Source organism: Candidatus Igneacidithiobacillus taiwanensis (assembly GCF_031962545.1).
GTDB classification, from domain to species: Bacteria; Pseudomonadota; Gammaproteobacteria; order Acidithiobacillales; family Acidithiobacillaceae; genus Igneacidithiobacillus; species Igneacidithiobacillus taiwanensis.
Map to the genome: position 1 here is coordinate 1 of NZ_JAVRKK010000044.1, position 16,190 is coordinate 16,190.

General features: G+C 59.5%; 16 protein-coding genes. 11 read left to right on the top strand and 5 right to left on the bottom strand.

Going from position 1 to position 16,190, the window contains the following annotated elements; all coding sequences use genetic code 11:
* Window positions 1-150: 150 nt before the first annotated feature.
* The 9 genes from RTI30_RS07560 to RTI30_RS07600 all read left to right on the top strand — a co-directional run bounded on the left by RTI30_RS07560 (window position 151) and on the right by RTI30_RS07600 (window position 8,492).
* Window positions 151-453 carry a metalloregulator ArsR/SmtB family transcription factor gene (locus RTI30_RS07560; protein WP_312262876.1) on the top strand — a complete coding sequence of 101 codons (303 nt, stop codon included), beginning with the start codon at window positions 151-153 and terminating at the stop codon, window positions 451-453.
* Between the two features lie 109 nt (window positions 454-562).
* The gene (locus RTI30_RS07565; RefSeq protein ID WP_312262877.1) at window positions 563-1,969 is read left to right on the top strand and encodes a TolC family protein; all 1,407 of its coding nucleotides are present in this window, start codon (window positions 563-565) and stop codon (window positions 1,967-1,969) included.
* Window positions 1,966-3,039 (top strand): efflux RND transporter periplasmic adaptor subunit, encoded by a 1,074-nt coding sequence (locus RTI30_RS07570; protein ID WP_312262878.1) that lies wholly within the window; start codon window positions 1,966-1,968, stop codon window positions 3,037-3,039. The genes RTI30_RS07565 and RTI30_RS07570 overlap by 4 nt, the downstream gene beginning before the upstream one ends.
* On the top strand, window positions 3,032-6,319 hold the full coding sequence (locus tag RTI30_RS07575) for an efflux RND transporter permease subunit (RefSeq protein WP_312262879.1): 3,288 nt from the start codon (window positions 3,032-3,034) through the stop codon (window positions 6,317-6,319). The genes RTI30_RS07570 and RTI30_RS07575 overlap by 8 nt, the downstream gene beginning before the upstream one ends.
* A gap of 1 nt (window position 6,320) precedes the next feature.
* A complete protein-coding gene (locus tag RTI30_RS07580; protein WP_312262880.1) occupies window positions 6,321-6,542 on the top strand; it encodes a DUF2892 domain-containing protein in 222 nt (73 codons plus the stop codon).
* A gap of 3 nt (window positions 6,543-6,545) precedes the next feature.
* The gene (locus RTI30_RS07585; RefSeq protein WP_312262881.1) at window positions 6,546-6,965 is read left to right on the top strand and encodes a rhodanese-like domain-containing protein; all 420 of its coding nucleotides are present in this window, start codon (window positions 6,546-6,548) and stop codon (window positions 6,963-6,965) included.
* A 1-nt stretch (window position 6,966) separates the two neighbouring features.
* Window positions 6,967-7,224 carry a glutaredoxin 3 gene (gene grxC, locus RTI30_RS07590; RefSeq protein ID WP_312262882.1) on the top strand — a complete coding sequence of 86 codons (258 nt, stop codon included), beginning with the start codon at window positions 6,967-6,969 and terminating at the stop codon, window positions 7,222-7,224.
* Between the two features lie 15 nt (window positions 7,225-7,239).
* Window positions 7,240-7,665, top strand: coding sequence for a thioredoxin TrxC (trxC, locus tag RTI30_RS07595; protein ID WP_312262883.1), 426 nt, complete (start codon window positions 7,240-7,242; stop codon window positions 7,663-7,665).
* A 14-nt stretch (window positions 7,666-7,679) separates the two neighbouring features.
* Window positions 7,680-8,492, top strand: coding sequence for a carbon-nitrogen hydrolase family protein (locus RTI30_RS07600; RefSeq protein WP_312262884.1), 813 nt, complete (start codon window positions 7,680-7,682; stop codon window positions 8,490-8,492).
* 6 nt (window positions 8,493-8,498) lie between these two features.
* On the opposite strand, the gene RTI30_RS07605 is transcribed toward RTI30_RS07600, so the two are convergent.
* Entirely contained in the window at window positions 8,499-8,987 is a 489-nt protein-coding gene (locus RTI30_RS07605; RefSeq protein ID WP_312262885.1) for a DsrE family protein, read from the bottom strand.
* Window positions 8,988-9,079: 92 nt separating this feature from the next.
* Between RTI30_RS07605 and RTI30_RS07610 the strand changes: the two genes are divergently transcribed.
* Both RTI30_RS07610 and RTI30_RS07615 read left to right on the top strand, forming a co-directional pair.
* Window positions 9,080-10,858, top strand: a complete 1,779-nt coding sequence (locus tag RTI30_RS07610; protein WP_312262886.1) for an ABC transporter ATP-binding protein/permease — start codon at window positions 9,080-9,082, stop codon at window positions 10,856-10,858.
* A gap of 15 nt (window positions 10,859-10,873) precedes the next feature.
* A complete protein-coding gene (locus tag RTI30_RS07615; RefSeq protein WP_312262887.1) occupies window positions 10,874-11,440 on the top strand; it encodes a thioredoxin family protein in 567 nt (188 codons plus the stop codon).
* Window positions 11,441-11,446: 6 nt separating this feature from the next.
* Here RTI30_RS07615 and RTI30_RS07620 read toward each other — a convergent pair whose 3' ends face one another.
* The 4 genes from RTI30_RS07620 to RTI30_RS07635 all read right to left on the bottom strand — a co-directional run bounded on the left by RTI30_RS07620 (window position 11,447) and on the right by RTI30_RS07635 (window position 16,001).
* On the bottom strand, window positions 11,447-11,653 hold the full coding sequence (locus tag RTI30_RS07620; RefSeq protein ID WP_312262888.1) for a hypothetical protein: 207 nt from the start codon (window positions 11,651-11,653) through the stop codon (window positions 11,447-11,449).
* Window positions 11,654-11,791: 138 nt separating this feature from the next.
* Window positions 11,792-12,250 carry a signal peptidase II gene (lspA, locus tag RTI30_RS07625; RefSeq protein WP_312262889.1) on the bottom strand — a complete coding sequence of 153 codons (459 nt, stop codon included), beginning with the start codon at window positions 12,248-12,250 and terminating at the stop codon, window positions 11,792-11,794.
* Window positions 12,250-15,063 carry an isoleucine--tRNA ligase gene (gene ileS, locus RTI30_RS07630; protein ID WP_312262890.1) on the bottom strand — a complete coding sequence of 938 codons (2,814 nt, stop codon included), beginning with the start codon at window positions 15,061-15,063 and terminating at the stop codon, window positions 12,250-12,252. Before ileS ends, lspA begins: the two co-directional genes overlap by 1 nt.
* On the bottom strand, window positions 15,042-16,001 hold the full coding sequence (locus RTI30_RS07635) for a bifunctional riboflavin kinase/FAD synthetase (protein ID WP_312262891.1): 960 nt from the start codon (window positions 15,999-16,001) through the stop codon (window positions 15,042-15,044). Before RTI30_RS07635 ends, ileS begins: the two co-directional genes overlap by 22 nt.
* Between the last annotated feature and the right edge of the window lie 189 nt (window positions 16,002-16,190).

The window sequence follows — 16,190 nt, forward strand, 5'->3', positions numbered from 1 at the left end:
GTAAAACCCCCGGATCCGGTACCCGACATGTTGAACCTGCATGGCACTCCTCCCTCGCCAAAGAAGTGCCAAAGGTTTGTGAACTTATGCACATTGGGTTCGTAGAGAATTTGCTCAGGCCCCGTGGTGACGACGATTAGAGGACGAAGAATGGAAGATCTACCAACTCGCGAAGAATACATCGAACAGGCGTCGCGATCGCTCAAGGCTATGGCTCACCCTCTCCGGCTCAAGGTGCTTTGCATTTTGGGTTCCGACGAATTGAGTGTGCAGGATATCGTTGCTGCCGTGGGGACCACCCAGAGCAACATTTCTCAGCATCTTGCCATTCTGCGCGAGAAGGACATTCTCAAGGCGCGCAAGGACGCCAACAAGGTGTACTACCGGGTGGGGGATCCGCGCACGCTACGGCTGATCTCGATGATGAGTGAGGTGTTCTGCAGCATCCACTAATCCGCGTTGTCAGTATCGTAATATCATAATATACTAATTCTCTTGAGCGCCCTGAGGCGCTCTCTGCTCTTTTGACACCGATCAAAAGTTCAAGAGGAGTCGTCATCGCATGAACCGCCGAAGTTCTTGGGGTATCGCTGCCGCCGTCTGGTTTGCCGTTGGCGCGGCGCCGAGCGCCTATGCCATCGATTTTGCACAGTGTGTCCACGACGCCCAGCGCCGCAACCCAGAAGCCCTGCTGGCCGAGGCCCAGGCCGCCGAGGCCAAGGGGGCGGTCAGCGCCGCACAAGGACATTTGCTGCCCAAGCTCTCGGCGAGTTTTTCCGGGGCGCAATCCAACAACGCGCTCACGGTCTTTGGTATGAAGTTGTCGCAGCGGGTCGCCACCTTCAACGACTTTGGTGCTGGTCAATTCAATCCCACCAATCCCAGCTCTCTATATACGGCCCCTAACAATCTCGATCATCCCGGTGGCTATCACAATCTTGGTACGGAGATTTCCCTCGCCATTCCCATTTGGAATGGCGGCGCGGTGCGTGGCGGTATCGAAGAGGCCCAGGCCATGCTGCGGGCAGCCCAGGCCGGCGACCAATATGCCCAGCAAAAGCTGACCTTTACCGTCCTTCAGGCCTACGATGGGCTGATTGCCACCAAGGCCGCTCAAGAGGTTGCCGAAAAGGCGCTGCATGCCGCGGATGCCTATGTGCAGACGACACGGCAGCTACTGACGCAGGGAGTGGTGGTCAAGAGCGATTTACTCTCGGCCGAGGTGCACCAAGAAGAGGCAGCGTTGGCCTTGCAAGAGGCCAAAAATGCCGTTGCCAATGCCCGTGCCAATCTCGCGCTGCTCATCGGCAAGCCCATCTCCACCCCTTTGCAGGTGGAAGCACCGGTAGAGCCGCCTTTGCCCGCTGGTGATGCGACTGCCCTGGAGCAAGAGGCGCTGGCGCAAAATCCGGCGATCCGTGCCCTGCAGGAAAAGGTCCATGCCGCGCGCGCGGGGATCGGGGTTGCGCGTGCCGCCTATCTGCCGCACGTCAACGCCATGGCCAAGCAGGAATGGAACGGCACGAGTCTGGGTAATGCCGCGCCCTCCTATACCGTGGGCGGCCAAATCCAATGGAACCTGCTCGATTTTTCACGTTCCGGGGAAATGGATGCGGCCCAGGCCAAGGTGCAGGCTGCCCTTGCAGATCTACAAAAGGCACAGGATCAAACCCGGCTGACAGTGCAGAAGACCGTCTTGGCGGCGCAATTGGCAGCGCAACGGGTCAAGACGCGGGAGCTTGCCGTGCGTCAAAGCGAAGAAGCGCAGCGCTTGCTGCGCCTGCGCTATCAAAACGGTGTCGAGACGCTGACCGCGCTATTGCAGGGCCAAGCCGCCCTGGACCATGCCCGGGCGGAGTTGGTGCAGGCGCGTTACCAAGAAGCAATCGAACGGGGAGCCCTCTGGCTCGCCCTCGGAAAGATGGATTTGCAAACGCTCAGCAGAGCACCGTCGGGAGTAGGCCAGTGAAGAAGCAAATTCTTGCCATGAGTGTCGTTATTTCCCTGGGGCTTGCCGGTTGTGGGGAAAAGCCCCCCCACGCCGCAGCAGCGGCGCAGACGGTTGCCGCCCAGGTGATTACTCTCGCCGCCGGTCAGGCGCAAGGTTACGAGACCGTGCCTGGCACCGTTACCGCGAGCCAGGAGGTACAGCTTGGTTCGCGTCTCAGCGGTTACTTGCGCGGCTTGCAGGTCCATGTGGGTGAGCAGGTGCAGGCAGGCCAGTTGCTTTTTGAGGTCGATCCCGCCGAAGTCGATAGTCAGGTTGCTCAGGCGCAGGCTGGTTTGGCCCAGGCCGAAGCCAACTTTGATAATGCCCAATCCAACTACGAGCGTTTCAAAAAGTTGTACGATGCCCAAGCCATTCCGCAGAAGCAGTGGGATCAGGTACAAAGCCAATACGAAATGGCCAAGGCGCAAGTTGCCGCGGCGCGGGCCGGTACCGGCAGCGCCGCCGCACAACTGCGCTACGCGCGGGTGCGGGCTCCATTCAGCGGTGTGATAACGCAAAAAATGCTGCAAAACGGTGCTTTGGTTGCCCCGGGCAATCCGGTATTGACCTTGGCCAACCCGCAGCAACTGGAGGTGGAGTGCAGTGTTGGCGAACGTGCCTTTGCCCGCCTGCGCCCAGGTCAAGAGCTGCAGGTCGACAATGACGGCAAGACCATAACCGCTACCGTGCGCGATTTGGTGCCGGTCTCCGACCCCATGACCCATAGCCATCTGGTCAAACTTAGCTTGCCGGCCAATAGCGGTTTGCAAGCCGGGTCCTTTGTGCAGGTGCAGGTGCCAGAGTCGGGCGCCACCGCCACTCTACGCATTCCGGCCCAGGCGCTCTTGCAGCGCGCTGGCATCCCGGGGGTCTTTGTCGTCAACCAGCAAGGGGTGGCAGAGTACCGCATGGTCCGTCCCGGACATGTTTCCGATGGAAAAGTTGACATCCTCTCTGGCCTGGCGCCGGGGGAGCGGATCGTGGTGACGCAGCTCGATGCCGTCAACAACGGTGATCGTATCGTTTCGGTTGGAGCTGCACATGGCTGATCTGCAGCAGAAGATGAATCTGGCCGGGCGCCTGGCCAGCGGATTTTATCGTTCCAAGATCACCGTCTTGATCATGCTCGCCATTGCCCTGTTCGGCGCGATGGCAGTACTAGTGACGCCACGGCTGTATAACCCAGAAATCGTCGTGCCGGCGGCGGAGATTTTCGTGATGCGTCCGGGTTCCAACAGCGAGGAGGTGCATAATCTGGTGGTGCGTCCCCTCGAGGCGCTCATGGCATCGCTACCGGGGGTGCATCATACCTATGGCTACGCCGAGAATGATGTTGGTATCGTTACGGTGCAGTTTCAGGTGGGCGCCAACGAAGAAAAGAGTCTGCTCGAGGTCTACAACCAGCTCAGCCGCAATATCGACCGCATGCCGCCGGGCACCATGCAACCCCTGGTCAAATCGATCGGCATCAACGATGTCCCCATTCTCGATGTGACGCTGAGCTCCGATCGCTACAACCAAGTGCAATTACGCTCCATTGCCCTGCGGGTCATGGATCAGCTGCAAAATGTACCCGACGTTGCCAATGCCGAGATCATCGGTGGAGCCCGCCGGGCAGTGAATATTTGGATCGATCCCGGCAAGTTGGCGAGCAGCGGCGTGGGTCTCGACCAATTGCGCAAGGCTCTGCAAGGCAGCAATCTGATTTTGCCGGCTGGTCATCTGGTGGCCAACAATCGCCATATCCCCCTACGGGTGGATGCTGCCCTGGGCGGGGCCGAGGGGGTGGGGAATGTGATCATCGGTAGCCATAATGGTCGGCCGATCTTTCTCCGCGACGTGGCAACCGTGGAAGAGGGGGCGGCGGAGACCGACACCTTGGTTACCGATAATACTGGCCCTGCCAATCGCTTGGGGCTACCGGCAGGGTCCAGCATGCCGGCGGTTACCATTACCCTGGCCAAACGCCCCGGTACCAATGCCGTGGTGGTTGCCGATGCCCTCAAGGCCAAATTGGAACGTCTGGAGGCCGAGGCCATTCCCCAGGGGGTGCATGTTTCCATCACCCGCGATTACGGCGCTCGTGCCAACGATGCGGTCAGTACGCTGTTTGAGCATCTTAGTATTGCAGTCGCGGTGGTCGCCGTCATCCTCCTGATTTTCTTGGGGTGGCGAGAGGCGGGGATCGTCATCCTCACGGTGCCTCTGACCCTTGGCGTGGTGCTCGGCATCGGCTGGCTCTTGGGCCAGACCATCAACCGCATCACCTTGTTTGCACTGATTCTTTCCCTGGGTTTGTTGGTGGATGGCGGTATCGTCGTCATTGAGAACATTCATCGCCATCTCAGCCATGGCGGTGGCGGGCGCTCCTTTGCCGACAAGGTCGTCATGGCAACCAATGAAATCGGCAATCCGACCAACATCGCTACCCTGGCGGTGATTTTGGCCTTTGTGCCGATGGCTTTCGTAACCGGCATGATGGGACCGTTCATGCTGCCGATTCCGATCTTCGTGCCCATTGCCATGATCGCCTCGGTACTCCTGGCTTACACCGTGGTGCCTTGGGGCGCCTATCGCTTTTTGCGCGGCAAGGCCGAGCGCCACGCGAGCCAGGCGCATGCTACAGACGACGCCGGTAGCCAACGCGATTTTTTGCAGCGTGGGTATCTGCGCGTTTTTACCCCCTTGCTGCAGTCCGGCAAGCGCCGCAACTTTTTCTTTATCATCGTCGTTCTCTTGCTCCTCTTGGCCATGCTCATGCCGGCTTGGCAGTTCGTGCGCCCTTCGGGAATGAATGGCCCCCTGAGCCCATTGGGCGTCAACGTCAAGATGTTGCCCGCGGGGAATGTCAGCGACTTCATGATCCAAGTCGATACCCCGGCGGGTACGGCCTTGGCGGAAACTGGTCGCGTAGTGCAGGACGTGGGACAAGTCTTGGCCCAGAATCCTTACGTCGAAAATTTCCAGAATTACGTCGGCCGTTCGGCACCAGTAGACTTTGCCGGTTTGGTGCGTGGCGACATGATGCGGGAAGGCAGCAACTACGCCCAAATTCAGGTCAATTTGGTGCCCCGTGAGCAGCGACCCATGTCGCACCAGGTGGCAGTAGAGATCTACCGAAAGATTGCGCTCTTGCAGCAACGTTTTCCGGGCACGGTGATCAAACTCTTCGAAGTGCCGCCGGGGCCGCCGGTGCGGGCGCAGGTAGTGGCCGAGCTCTACGGTCCCGACTATCAAAAGCTGCGCATCCTCGCTGGGCAGGTGGAAGAGCGCTTCCGCAAGATCTACGACATGATCAATGTCGACGACTCGGTCACCGGAACGGTGCCGGAATATCGCATTCGCGTGCGCAGCGACAAGGCGATGCTGGCAGGGGTGGCACCCGCCCAGGTGGCGGAATTGGTGCATGATTTCATTGCCGGCACCAAGATTGGTGCGGTGAGCGTGCCCTCGGCCCGGGAGCCCGTCGATATCATCCTGCGGGTACCCCCTGGTGATCGCGCCTGGAAGGCGCAGATTCTTGCCCTGCGTATCCGCAATCAGGCGGGGCAGGAAGTGCCTTTGTCGAGCATCGTCGACATCGAGCGGACCGATCAGGCGAAGCCCATCCTCGATCGCGATCAGCACGACGTGGTCTATGTAACGGGTGATCTTCTCGGCTCCAGCCCGGTTTACGCCACCTATACCCTCAACCATGAGCTCAACGGCAAGGTCCTCGATGGCGTACGCCTGAGCACGGGCAATCTCGGTTTCATGCCGGCACAGCCCCACGATATTACCCATTACCAGATCCTCTGGGGCGGCGATATGCGGCTGACCTTGGATGTTTTCCGTGATCTTGGCGCTGCCTTCATCGTGGCGCTGGTTTTCATTTACTTGATGTTGGTAGCGTATTACCAGTCCTTCATCATGCCTATCATCGTCATGGGAGCCATTCCGTTGACCCTGGTTGGTGTCTTTCCTGGGCATTGGCTCCTGCAGACGCCCTTCAATGCCACCTCGATGATCGGCGTTATCGCCCTTGCCGGTGTGGTTGTTCGTAACTCACTGCTGCTCATTGACTTCATCATCGAGTATCGGCGCGAGGGTTATTCCTTGGAGCAAGCGGTCTTGGAGGCGGGAGCCGTCCGTTTTCGGCCCATTTTGTTGACCGCCTTGGCGATCATGTTTGGCTCGGCAATCATGGTCACCGATCCAGTCTTTGGCGGGCTGGCGGTATCCTTGATTTTTGGCACCTTCGCCTCCACCATGTTGACGTTGATTGTGATTCCGCTGCTGTACTTCCTGTGGGAGCGGCATCTCGAGCGCAAAGCGCAAGGAGTTTCTTGATATGAACACGGAAAATTGGGTTCGCTTGGTGGCAGGGCTTTTTGTGATGCTCAGCGTTGCCTTGGGCGCTCCTTCCAGTCCTATTTTCGTCAGCGAGTGGTTTTTGGCCTTTACCCTTTTCGTGGGCTTTAATCTCTTCCAGAGTAGCCTTACGGGTTTGTGCCCGCTGATCAATATCTTACATCGATTGGGGGTGAGCGATGCCCCTAGCTGTCGGAGCTGAGCCGTGCATCTGGAAGCAGAATTGTCCTCCTATTGGCCCCTGTTGCTCGCGCTGCTGGCCGTTCTCATTTTGCTTTTCAAGGGGCCGCTGGCGCGTAAATTTGGCGGGGTGGAGGAGATCACGGCAGAACGGGCGGTGCAGCTGATCAATCAGCATGATGCGGTGGTGATCGATGTGCGCGAGCAGCACGAGTGGTCGCGGGGGCACTTACCCATGGCCCGGCACATTCCTGTCGGCCAACTCAACAAGTATTTGAAAGACCTAGAAAAGCATCAAGAGCATCATGTCATCTGCCAGTGCGCGAGCGGTATGCGCTCGGCGCGGGCGGCCTCGCAGCTGCGCAAGGCGGGCTTCCAGAAGGTGTATAGCCTGAAAGGAGGCATCCAGGCTTGGCGCGGCGCGGGCCTCCCGGTCGAGAAATAGCATGGCTACCATCGTGGTCTATGCTACCCACGCCTGCGGTTACTGCCGGCGAGCGCTAGCACTTTTGCAGCAAAAACAGGTACAGGCAGAAATCATCTGGGTCGACCAAGAGCCGCAAAGGCGTCCGGAAATGATTCAGCGCGCGCATGGGCGCCGCACCGTACCGCAAATTTTCATTGGTGCGCGGCACATTGGTGGTTGCGACGATCTCTACGCCCTCGATCGGCGTGGTGAATTGGATCCCCTGCTGCGCGACTGAAAGGGAGGTGTCTTTATGCACATCGTTTGTCCCCAGTGCGGTGCGGTCAACGCAGTTCCCCGGGAGCGTCTCGGGCAGCATCCCAAGTGCGGTAAGTGTCACCAACCGCTCTTCGCTGCGCATCCCCCGGAATTGCTGGGCGCGACTTTTCAACGTTACATCGACCGCAATGAGCTGCCGGTGCTCGTCGATTTTTGGGCGCCCTGGTGTGGTCCCTGTCGGATGATGGCTCCCCAGTTTGCCCAGGCAGCGCAGCAGATGCAGGGTCGCTGTTTGTTTGCGAAGCTCAATACCGAGGAGGACGGTCAGACCGCCTCGCGCTACCAGATCCGCTCCATACCCACCATGATCCTCTTTCGCGGCGGACGCGAAGTCGCGCGCCAGAGTGGCGCCCTTGGTGCAGCCGACATCCAGCGCTGGCTGACCAATCAGGGCGTGTAGAGGCGGCGCCGAACATGACCACTCCCAGTACCCTGCGCGCTGCGGCGGTGCAAATGGTTTCTTCTGCCGACCAGGCAGAGAACCTGCAGCACGCTGAGTCCCTCCTGAAGGAGGCGCAGGCGGCAGGCGCAGAACTGGTTCTGCTGCCAGAAAATTTCTCTTTCATGGGCTTACAAGATACCGATAAGCTGGCGCTCATGGAGGAGCTTGGTCGGGGCCCAGTGCAAGACTGGCTGGCAGCACAGGCGGCGCGACTCGGTATCTGGCTTCTGGGGGGTAGTATTCCGTTGCGAGCCATTGACGGGCGCTGCCATGCGAGCCTTTTGGTCTACGACGATACAGGCAAGCTACGGGCGCGCTATGACAAAATGCACCTCTTCGATGTGCAGCTCGCGGAGGGGGAAAGCTACCGCGAGTCTGGCAGCATCGCACCTGGAGATACCCCTTGCCAAGTCGAAAGTCCTTGGGGCGGTGTGGGTCTTTCGATTTGCTACGATCTACGTTTTCCGGAGCTCTACCGGCAGTACGCCGGGGCCTCCCTCTTGGTGGTGCCGAGTGCCTTTACCGTGCCCACCGGGCGGGCGCATTGGGAGATTCTCTTGCGCGCCCGGGCCATCGAGAACCAAGCCTTCGTGCTTGCCGCCGACCAGGGCGGTAATCACGCCAACGGGCGTAGCACTTGGGGGCACAGCGTGATCATCGATCCCTGGGGTCAGATCTTGGCACAGCTAGAGGCGGGAGAGGGCATTGCCATCGCCACCTTAGATTTGGCCCAACTCGTGCAAACTCGCGAGCGTCTTCCGGCTCTGCAACATCGACGCCTCTGAGTTTCCCTACCAAGCGATGTAGGCGTAGCCCTGCTGTTGCAAGGTGATGAGTTCGACAGCACCGCTAAATACCGGAGTCGCCTCGGAAATCAGGTCTTCTTTGCCGATCTTGATGGTCTTCATGGTCTGTTCGCAGGCCAAAAAGCGTACGTTATACATGTGCAGGCTCGAAACCTGCTCGCGAATAAACTGGCTGTAATGTTCATGCTGTTTGCTGGCTTTGACCAGCAGCCAGATGCCGGGCCCGAAGCAGTCAATGGCGATGTCGACGTCATTGTTGAAATGCCCGAGGACCACGGCGGCGCTGTGCAAGATGTCGGAGACGTAGCCGGGGTCGGATTGATTGAGTTGGTAGACCACCTTGTTTTTGGACGGTCCCATCATGCCCATTCCCATCCCTTGTCCCTGTGCCGTGACGGCCACCGCCGATGCGGCCCCTGCTAGCACCATACCCCCTAAAAACTGGCGGCGTGAATGGTTTTTGTCTTCGGCCATGGTATTCTCCTCTGCATTTGCGACGGGTTCTGGCGATTCTAGCAAGTTTTGCGCCGAATCAGACTTTGGTGACGTAGCGGCAGGGAGCAAATATGCGGCAGTTCAACCGCGAATTCTTTCGCGATCTTTGGCAGATCAGTAAACCCTATTGGTTGCATTCCGAAGACCGCTGGTTGGCGCGGGGAGTTTTTGCCCTGGTCATCGGCTTAAACCTATTCATGGTCTTTCTCTCCTACCGCATCACCCAATGGTATGCGGTGTTTTGGAACGCGGTGCAGCACTACCAAGCCAGCGCCGCTTGGCAGCAGATACTGGTTTTCTGCGGCTTGGCAACGGCCTACATCATTGCCGCTGTGTCGCAGAGCTTTTTTACCGAAATGCTGGTGATCCGCTGGCGGCGTTGGCTCACCCACTCCTATCTCGATGCCTGGCTGGCGCGGCGCACCTTTTACCATATGCAGGTACTGGGCGACGGCACCGATAACCCAGACCAACGTATCAGCGAGGATCTCGCTTCCTTCACCAGTCAGACCCTGAATATCGTCATTGGGCTCTTTAGCTCGGTAGTTACCCTGGCCACCTTTATTTTCATGCTGTGGGAATTGTCGGCTATGATCTGGATTCCCTTGCATGGGCAGACGATTTCCATTCCTGGCTATCTGGTGTGGGCGGCCCTCATTTACTCGGTTTTTGGTACCGTGGTCACGGCACTGATCGGTCGACCGCTGATTCGTCTCAATTTCAATCAAGAGCGTTACCAGGCCGATTTTCGTTTTAGCATGATGCGGCTACGAGAAAATAGCGAAAGCGTTGCCCTCTACGGCGGCGAAGCGCGTGAGGCCCAACATTTTCGTGCCCGTTTTGCCGAAGTCTATGCCAATTTTTGGCGCATCATTTGGCGGAGTATGCGCCTCAATTGGTGGACATCTGCCTACGGACAAATCGCCATCATTTTTCCCTTGATCGTTTGTTTACCCGCCTATTTCGTCAACAAGGACATTGGCGTTGGTGGCCTGCAACAGATCATGTCGGCCTTTGCCCAGGTGCAGGGCGCCCTGTCTTTTATCGTCAGCAGTTATACCACCTTGGCCAATTGGCACGCGGTGGTCGACCGTTTGCGTTTCTTCCGACAATCGATGCAGGAAGTGCACGAAATTCAGGAGCACCACTATCACATCGAGCGGGTCGAGGCAGCACAGCTCGAGGTCAGCGCCCTGAATGTGCGCCTCCCAGACGGCCGCGAGTTGGTACACGACCTGAACCTACGCGTTGCAGCGGGTGAGCATCTGCTCATCATGGGTGCCTCGGGTAGTGGCAAGAGCACCCTGATTCGCGCCTTGGCCGGTATCTGGCCCTACGGCGACGGCAAGGTCGGGCTACCGGCGGCCGATCGTCCGCTCTTCCTGCCGCAGCGGCCCTATTTGCCCATGGGGAGTCTACGCGAAACTCTGGTCTATCCCTTTGGTTTGAAAGACGATTCTGATACCCTCTTGCAAGTGGCCCTGCGCAGCGTTGGTCTTCCGCAACTCGTCGACCAGCTCAACGAGACAAAACTTTGGTCGCATACCTTATCCCTTGGTGAGCAGCAGCGGCTGGCCTTTGCGCGGATTCTGCTACAAAAGCCGCGCTGGATCTTTCTTGATGAGGCAAGTTCAGCCCTAGACGAGCGCGCCGAGGGCGAACTCTATCGCCTTTTGGCGGAAACCTTGCCTGGTTCGGCCATCATCAGTGTTGGTCATCGCTCGAGCCTCTGGCGCTACCACGATCGCTGCTTGCGCCTCTTGGGACGAGGCGCCTGGCGCTTGGAGACCCAGGCAGAGGGGGAGGAAGCGCAACTCGCCTTCGGGTATTCTGTACCTACCGTACCGTAAAAAGGAGAGACGCAAATGGCAATGACCGGACTCGATTTGCCCCTTGGCACGCCCCTACCGTCCTTTCGATTACCCTGGGGCGGGCGGCCGGAAACCTGGTCGAGCGAGCAGGCGCAAGGCAAACCCTTGTTGGTGCTTTTCATCTGCAACCACTGTCCGTACGTGATTCATATTGCTAGCCGCTTGGCAGAGCTCGCCAAAAAATGGCAGGAGCAAGGGGTGGTGGTGGTCGGGATCAACAGCAACGACCCCGAAACCTACCCCGACGATGCCCCAGAAAAGATGCCCGCCGAAGCCGCGCGGGCGGGCTATGATTTTCCCTATCTCTTTGATGCCGAGCAGAGCGTTGCCAAGGCCTTCCGTGCCGCCTGCACCCCCGACATCTTTTTGTTTGATGCAACAGGTAAGCTCTTCTACCACGGCCAATTCGACGCCGCGCGGCCAAAAAATGATCTGCCGGTGACTGGGGCAGACCTCGACGCCGCCGTGCAAGCGCTATTGGCCGGTCAGCCGGCGCCCAGCGTGGTGCAGCCCTGCATGGGTTGTAGTATCAAGTGGCGGCCGGGTAATGAGCCGCAGTAAGTTGGCTCAGTAGAGCACTTGTGCCAATACGGCGCTACGCAGAAAAGCGAGTCCGCCACCTTGACGGGTTTTCTGCCCGCGACGTAGGCGCAGCAAACGCTTCTGGAGGTCGCGTTTGATGCGCTCACGCTCGTGGGTGGCCATGAAGGACTGATAGTTGGGATAGTGCCGAACGCGGCGCAGTGCCGCGAGAAGATTCGCCCGGTTGTCCATGAAAAGCTCCTATTGCCTCGTTTGCCAATAGGAAGCAAAATCCGGGCCAACTTTATTTATCCTATTTTATCAATAACTTGAAAGAAAAACCCGGCACCAGGCCGGGTTAGTTTGTCGCATCTTCCCGACAAAGAGGCGTCAGTGTCGTCGAAATGCATCGATAATGAGCATCACCGCACCAATGCTGATGGCGCTATCGGCAATGTTGAAGTAGGGCCAGTACAGGTTGCCCCAATGCACGCCAATGAAATCGACCACGTAGCCCAGGCGGATGCGATCGATGAGATTGCCCATGGCGCCGCCAAGGATGAGGGTGAGGGCAATGGCGATCCAATGCGCCCCGGGCTTCAGGCGTCGCAAAATGGCTACGAGGACGACAATGACGAGCAGGGCAATGGCAACCAAGAGCCAGCGCTGCCATCCACCCGCCCCGGCCAAAAAGCTGAAGGCAGCGCCGGTGTTGTGCACCAGCCGAAAATTGAGAAAACCGGGGATGACGACGATCCCTTGTCCTACCCGCCAAATTTGGCTCAGCCAAACCTTGACGCCTTGGTCGAGGAGGATGACGGCAACACTCAACCACAAGTAGCGCAGCATTAGCAGTACTCCCGTTTTTCGCCCATACCGCTGATGTTTTCTACACAACGTCCGCAAAGTTGCGGGTGCTCGGGGTCGTGGCCAATGTCGCTGCGGCGGTGCCAACAACGGGCGCATTTGGGTGCATCGAGGGGGGTGAGCAGCAGGCGCAGGCCGGGGAGCGCATCCTCGCCCGCCTTTTCGTCATCCTGGGCCGCGATTTCCAAGTCCGAGCAGAGCAACAAGAAGCGGAGCTCCGCCGCTAGCGGTTCGAGGAGGGCGAGCCAGTCGGCATTGGCCTCGATACGAACCTTGGCGTCGAGGGCGGAGCCGATTTTTTTGTCCTGACGTAAGCCTTCGAGGCCGGCGTTGACCGCTTCCCGTAGCTGCAACAGGCGCTGCCAGCGGGCGTCGAGGGCGGGGTCGGCGGGCAGCTCGAAGACCGGGTAGCTGGCAAAGAAGACGCTTTCGGCGTTGCGCCAGGGCAGATGCTGCCAGATTTCTTCCGCGGTAAAGCTGAGGATGGGGGCCATCCACAGCAAAAGGGCATCGAGAATCTGCACCAGCACGGTTTGTGCCGAACGTCGCCCGCGCGAGGCCGCTGGCATGGTGTAGAGGCGATCCTTGAGCACATCGAGGTAGAGCCCACCGAGTTCGACGGCGCAAAAGTTGTGCAGGGCCTGCACTACGCGATGAAACTGGAATTGCTGGTAAGCGGTACGCACCTCGTCTTGTACCTGCGCGCAGCGCCCGAGCATCCAGCGATCCATCTCGAGAAGTTCTGCCGTTGGCAGGGCGTCGCGCCGGGGATCGAAGTCGTAGGTATTGCCAAGGATGTAGCGTGCCGTATTGCGAATGCGTCGGTAGCTTTCGCCAAGGCGTTGGAGGATGGCGTCGGAAATAGGGATTTCGCCGCGGTAATCCTCCGAAGCTACCCACAAGCGCAGGATATCGGCGCCATAGCGGTCGATGATTTCCTGCGGGGCAATGACATTGCCCAAGGATTTACTCATCTTGCGGCCGTCACCATCGACGGTAAAACCGTGGGTGAGGACGGCGGCGTAGGGGGCTCGCCCGCGACTGGCAACGGATTCGAGCAAGGAAGACTGAAACCAACCACGATGCTGATCGGAGCCCTCCAGGTAAAGGTCGGCGGGGCTGTGTAGCTCGGCGCGCTGCTCGAGCACGAAGGCGTGGGTGGAACCCGAATCGAACCAGACATCGAGGATGTCGGTGACCTTCTCGAACTGCTCGTGTCCGCAGGCACCGCAGCGGTGCGGGGTATCGCCAAGAAAGACGCTGTCGGCGTTGCGGAACCAGGCGTCGACGCCCTCGGCTTCGATGGCGGCGGCGATGCGCTCAAAAACCGCCGCATCGCGCAGGGGTTCGCCACAGTGCCGGCAGGCATACAGCGCAACGGGTACGCCCCAGGAACGTTGCCGCGAAATACACCAGTCGGGACGCTTGCGCACCATATCGGCGATGCGCTCCTCGCCCCAGGCGGGAATCCAGCGGCTACCGGCAATGGCCTGCAGCGCCCGCTCGCGCAGCCCATTGCGCTCCATGCTGATAAACCATTGGGGAGTGGCGCGAAAGAGTAGGGGGGTTTTATGGCGCCAGCAGTGAGGGTAGCTGTGTTCGATCTTTTCTTGGTGTACCAGGCGACCGCGTTCATGCAGCAGAGCAGGCACGGCACGATTGGCCTCGGCAGTCGACAGTCCGCCCAGGCCGTTGCCGAGATCACTGCGATAGTGGCCATCGCCTTGCAGCGGGCTATCGATGGGCAGATGGTAGGCCTGTGCGACCAGATAGTCCTCTACGCCATGAGCGGGGGCGGTGTGGACGCAGCCGGTACCGGCTTCGAGGGTGACATGGTCGCCCACGATGATCGGCACATGGCGCTCTGCAAAAGGATGCTGCAGCAAGAGCCCTTCGAGGGCTTTGCCGGGAGCGCAGGCGAGGGGGTTGGCGGTAGGATGTCCATAGCGCGCTAGAGCGCTTTCTGCCAAGGCCGCGGCGAGGAGTAGATAGCGCTCCCCCACTTGCAGCAGGGCATAGTCGAAGTCCGGATGCACGGCTACGGCTTGGTTGGCGGGCAAGGTCCAGGGGGTAGTGGTCCAGATCACCACATCCACCGGTGCGGCCAGTTGGTTCAGGCCAAAGCGCTGGGCGAGATCGGCAGCGTCCGCCACGCGAAAGGCGACGTCGATGGAGGGATCGCTGCGATCGCGATACTCCACCTCTGCCTCCGCCAGGGCACTGCCGCAATCCACACACCAGTGCACCGGCTTGGCGCCGCGGTACACCTGGCCGGCCAGGGTAAGCTTGCCAAGCTCGCGCACGATGCCGGCTTCGGCAGCAAAATCCATGGTGCGGTAGGGATGTTCCCAATCGCCAAGAATGCCCAGGCGAACAAAGTCCGCCTTCTGTCCCTCGATTTGGGCATTGGCGTACTCGCGGCAGGCCTGCCGGAAGGCGCTGGCATCGAGCCGCTCACCCGGGCGCCCGTGGGTCTTTTCGACCTGAATCTCGATGGGCAGGCCATGACAATCCCAGCCCGGCACATACGGCACCCGCATTCCCTCGGCGAGCTTGGATTTATTGATGATGTCCTTGAGCACCTTGTTGACCGCATGACCAATATGGATGCGGCCGTTGGCGTAGGGCGGGCCGTCGTGCAGCACGTAGCAGGGTGCCTCGGCGCGGGCCTCTTGCAGGCGTTGGTAGAGGTTCAGGCCCTGCCAATAGGCCAAGCGCTCGGGCTCCCGCTCCGGCAGTTTGCCCTGCATGGGGAAGTCGGTTTTGGGAAGATTTAAGGTGTTTTTGTAATCCATGGGCTTTGACTGGTTGAGGAACTGGCGAAAAATTGGCGAACCTGGCCGACATCGTGCTGGATCGCCGCGATCAAAACGTCGAGATTGGGGTATTTCTCCTCATCTCGCAACTTGTGCAGCAACTCGACCTGTACCTGTAGACCGTAGAGGTTTGGGGAGTCGGCATCGAGGCAGTGGGCCTCGAGGACCAGATGTTTACCGTTGACCGTGGGTCGCAGGCCAATGCTGATAGCAGCCTGCCAACTACCGATGGGGCTGTGCAGGCGCCCGGCAAAGATGCCGCGCAGCGGCAAGGAGCGGCGGGTCAGGGGCAGGTTGGCGGTGGGAAAGCCAAGCTCGCGGCCGAGTTGATCGCCACGCCGCACCCGCCCGCAGATGGCGTAGGGGCGACCGAGCCAGCGCGCGGCTTGGCCAAGATCCCCTTGCTCCAAAAACTGCCGAACTCCCGTACTGCTGACCCGCTGGCCATCGAGCAGAAAGGGCGGCTGCTCGGCGACGGTAAAGCCCAGCTGCCGTCCCATTTGCTCGAGCAGGGTAAAGTCGCCGCGGCGCTGGGCGCCAAAACGAAAATCGTGACCGACGAAGAGATGGCGCACTTGCAGCCGGCCAACGAGAATCTCGCGCACAAAATCCTCAGCCGAGAGCTGGGCAAGGCGACGATCGAAACGACTACAAATGACCTGATCTGCCCCATAGTGCAGCAATGCCTGGGTCTTTTCGCGCAGGCTGCTAAGGCGCACCGGAGACTCCGCACCCTGGAAAAATTCCCGCGGCAGCGGCTCAAAGGTCAGCACCACCCGCGGCAACCGCGTTTCGCCCATGGCCGCGAGGAGCTGCTGATGGCCAAGATGTACGCCATCGAAGTTGCCAATGGTCAGGGCCTGCGCTGCCGCAAGAGGACGTCGCGGTATACGATGCAGGCGGAAGGACGAGGTCATGACTGGCAAAGGAAATCCCGGGCGAAAAACCTCTCTATTGTACCCGAAAGCCCCAACAAAAACCCAGGAGCGGCCGCGTCAGTGCGTTTTCTCTGCATAAGTTCACAAACCTTTGGCACTTCTTTGGCGAGGGAGGAGTGCCATGCAGGTTCAACATGTCGGGTACCGGATCCGGGGGTTTTACCGGGT

Coding starts and splice junctions, on each gene's coding strand:
- RTI30_RS07560 (WP_312262876.1), top strand. CDS start 151: ATGGAAGATCTACCAACTCGCGAAGAATACATCGAACAGGCGTCGCGA.
- RTI30_RS07565 (WP_312262877.1), top strand. CDS start 563: ATGAACCGCCGAAGTTCTTGGGGTATCGCTGCCGCCGTCTGGTTTGCC.
- RTI30_RS07575 (WP_312262879.1), top strand. CDS start 3,032: ATGGCTGATCTGCAGCAGAAGATGAATCTGGCCGGGCGCCTGGCCAGC.
- RTI30_RS07580 (WP_312262880.1), top strand. CDS start 6,321: ATGAACACGGAAAATTGGGTTCGCTTGGTGGCAGGGCTTTTTGTGATG.
- grxC (WP_312262882.1), top strand. CDS start 6,967: ATGGCTACCATCGTGGTCTATGCTACCCACGCCTGCGGTTACTGCCGG.
- trxC (WP_312262883.1), top strand. CDS start 7,240: ATGCACATCGTTTGTCCCCAGTGCGGTGCGGTCAACGCAGTTCCCCGG.
- RTI30_RS07600 (WP_312262884.1), top strand. CDS start 7,680: ATGACCACTCCCAGTACCCTGCGCGCTGCGGCGGTGCAAATGGTTTCT.
- RTI30_RS07605 (WP_312262885.1), bottom strand. CDS start 8,987: ATGGCCGAAGACAAAAACCATTCACGCCGCCAGTTTTTAGGGGGTATG.
- RTI30_RS07610 (WP_312262886.1), top strand. CDS start 9,080: ATGCGGCAGTTCAACCGCGAATTCTTTCGCGATCTTTGGCAGATCAGT.
- RTI30_RS07615 (WP_312262887.1), top strand. CDS start 10,874: ATGGCAATGACCGGACTCGATTTGCCCCTTGGCACGCCCCTACCGTCC.
- RTI30_RS07620 (WP_312262888.1), bottom strand. CDS start 11,653: ATGGACAACCGGGCGAATCTTCTCGCGGCACTGCGCCGCGTTCGGCAC.
- lspA (WP_312262889.1), bottom strand. CDS start 12,250: ATGCTGCGCTACTTGTGGTTGAGTGTTGCCGTCATCCTCCTCGACCAA.
- ileS (WP_312262890.1), bottom strand. CDS start 15,063: ATGGATTACAAAAACACCTTAAATCTTCCCAAAACCGACTTCCCCATG.
- RTI30_RS07635 (WP_312262891.1), bottom strand. CDS start 16,001: ATGACCTCGTCCTTCCGCCTGCATCGTATACCGCGACGTCCTCTTGCG.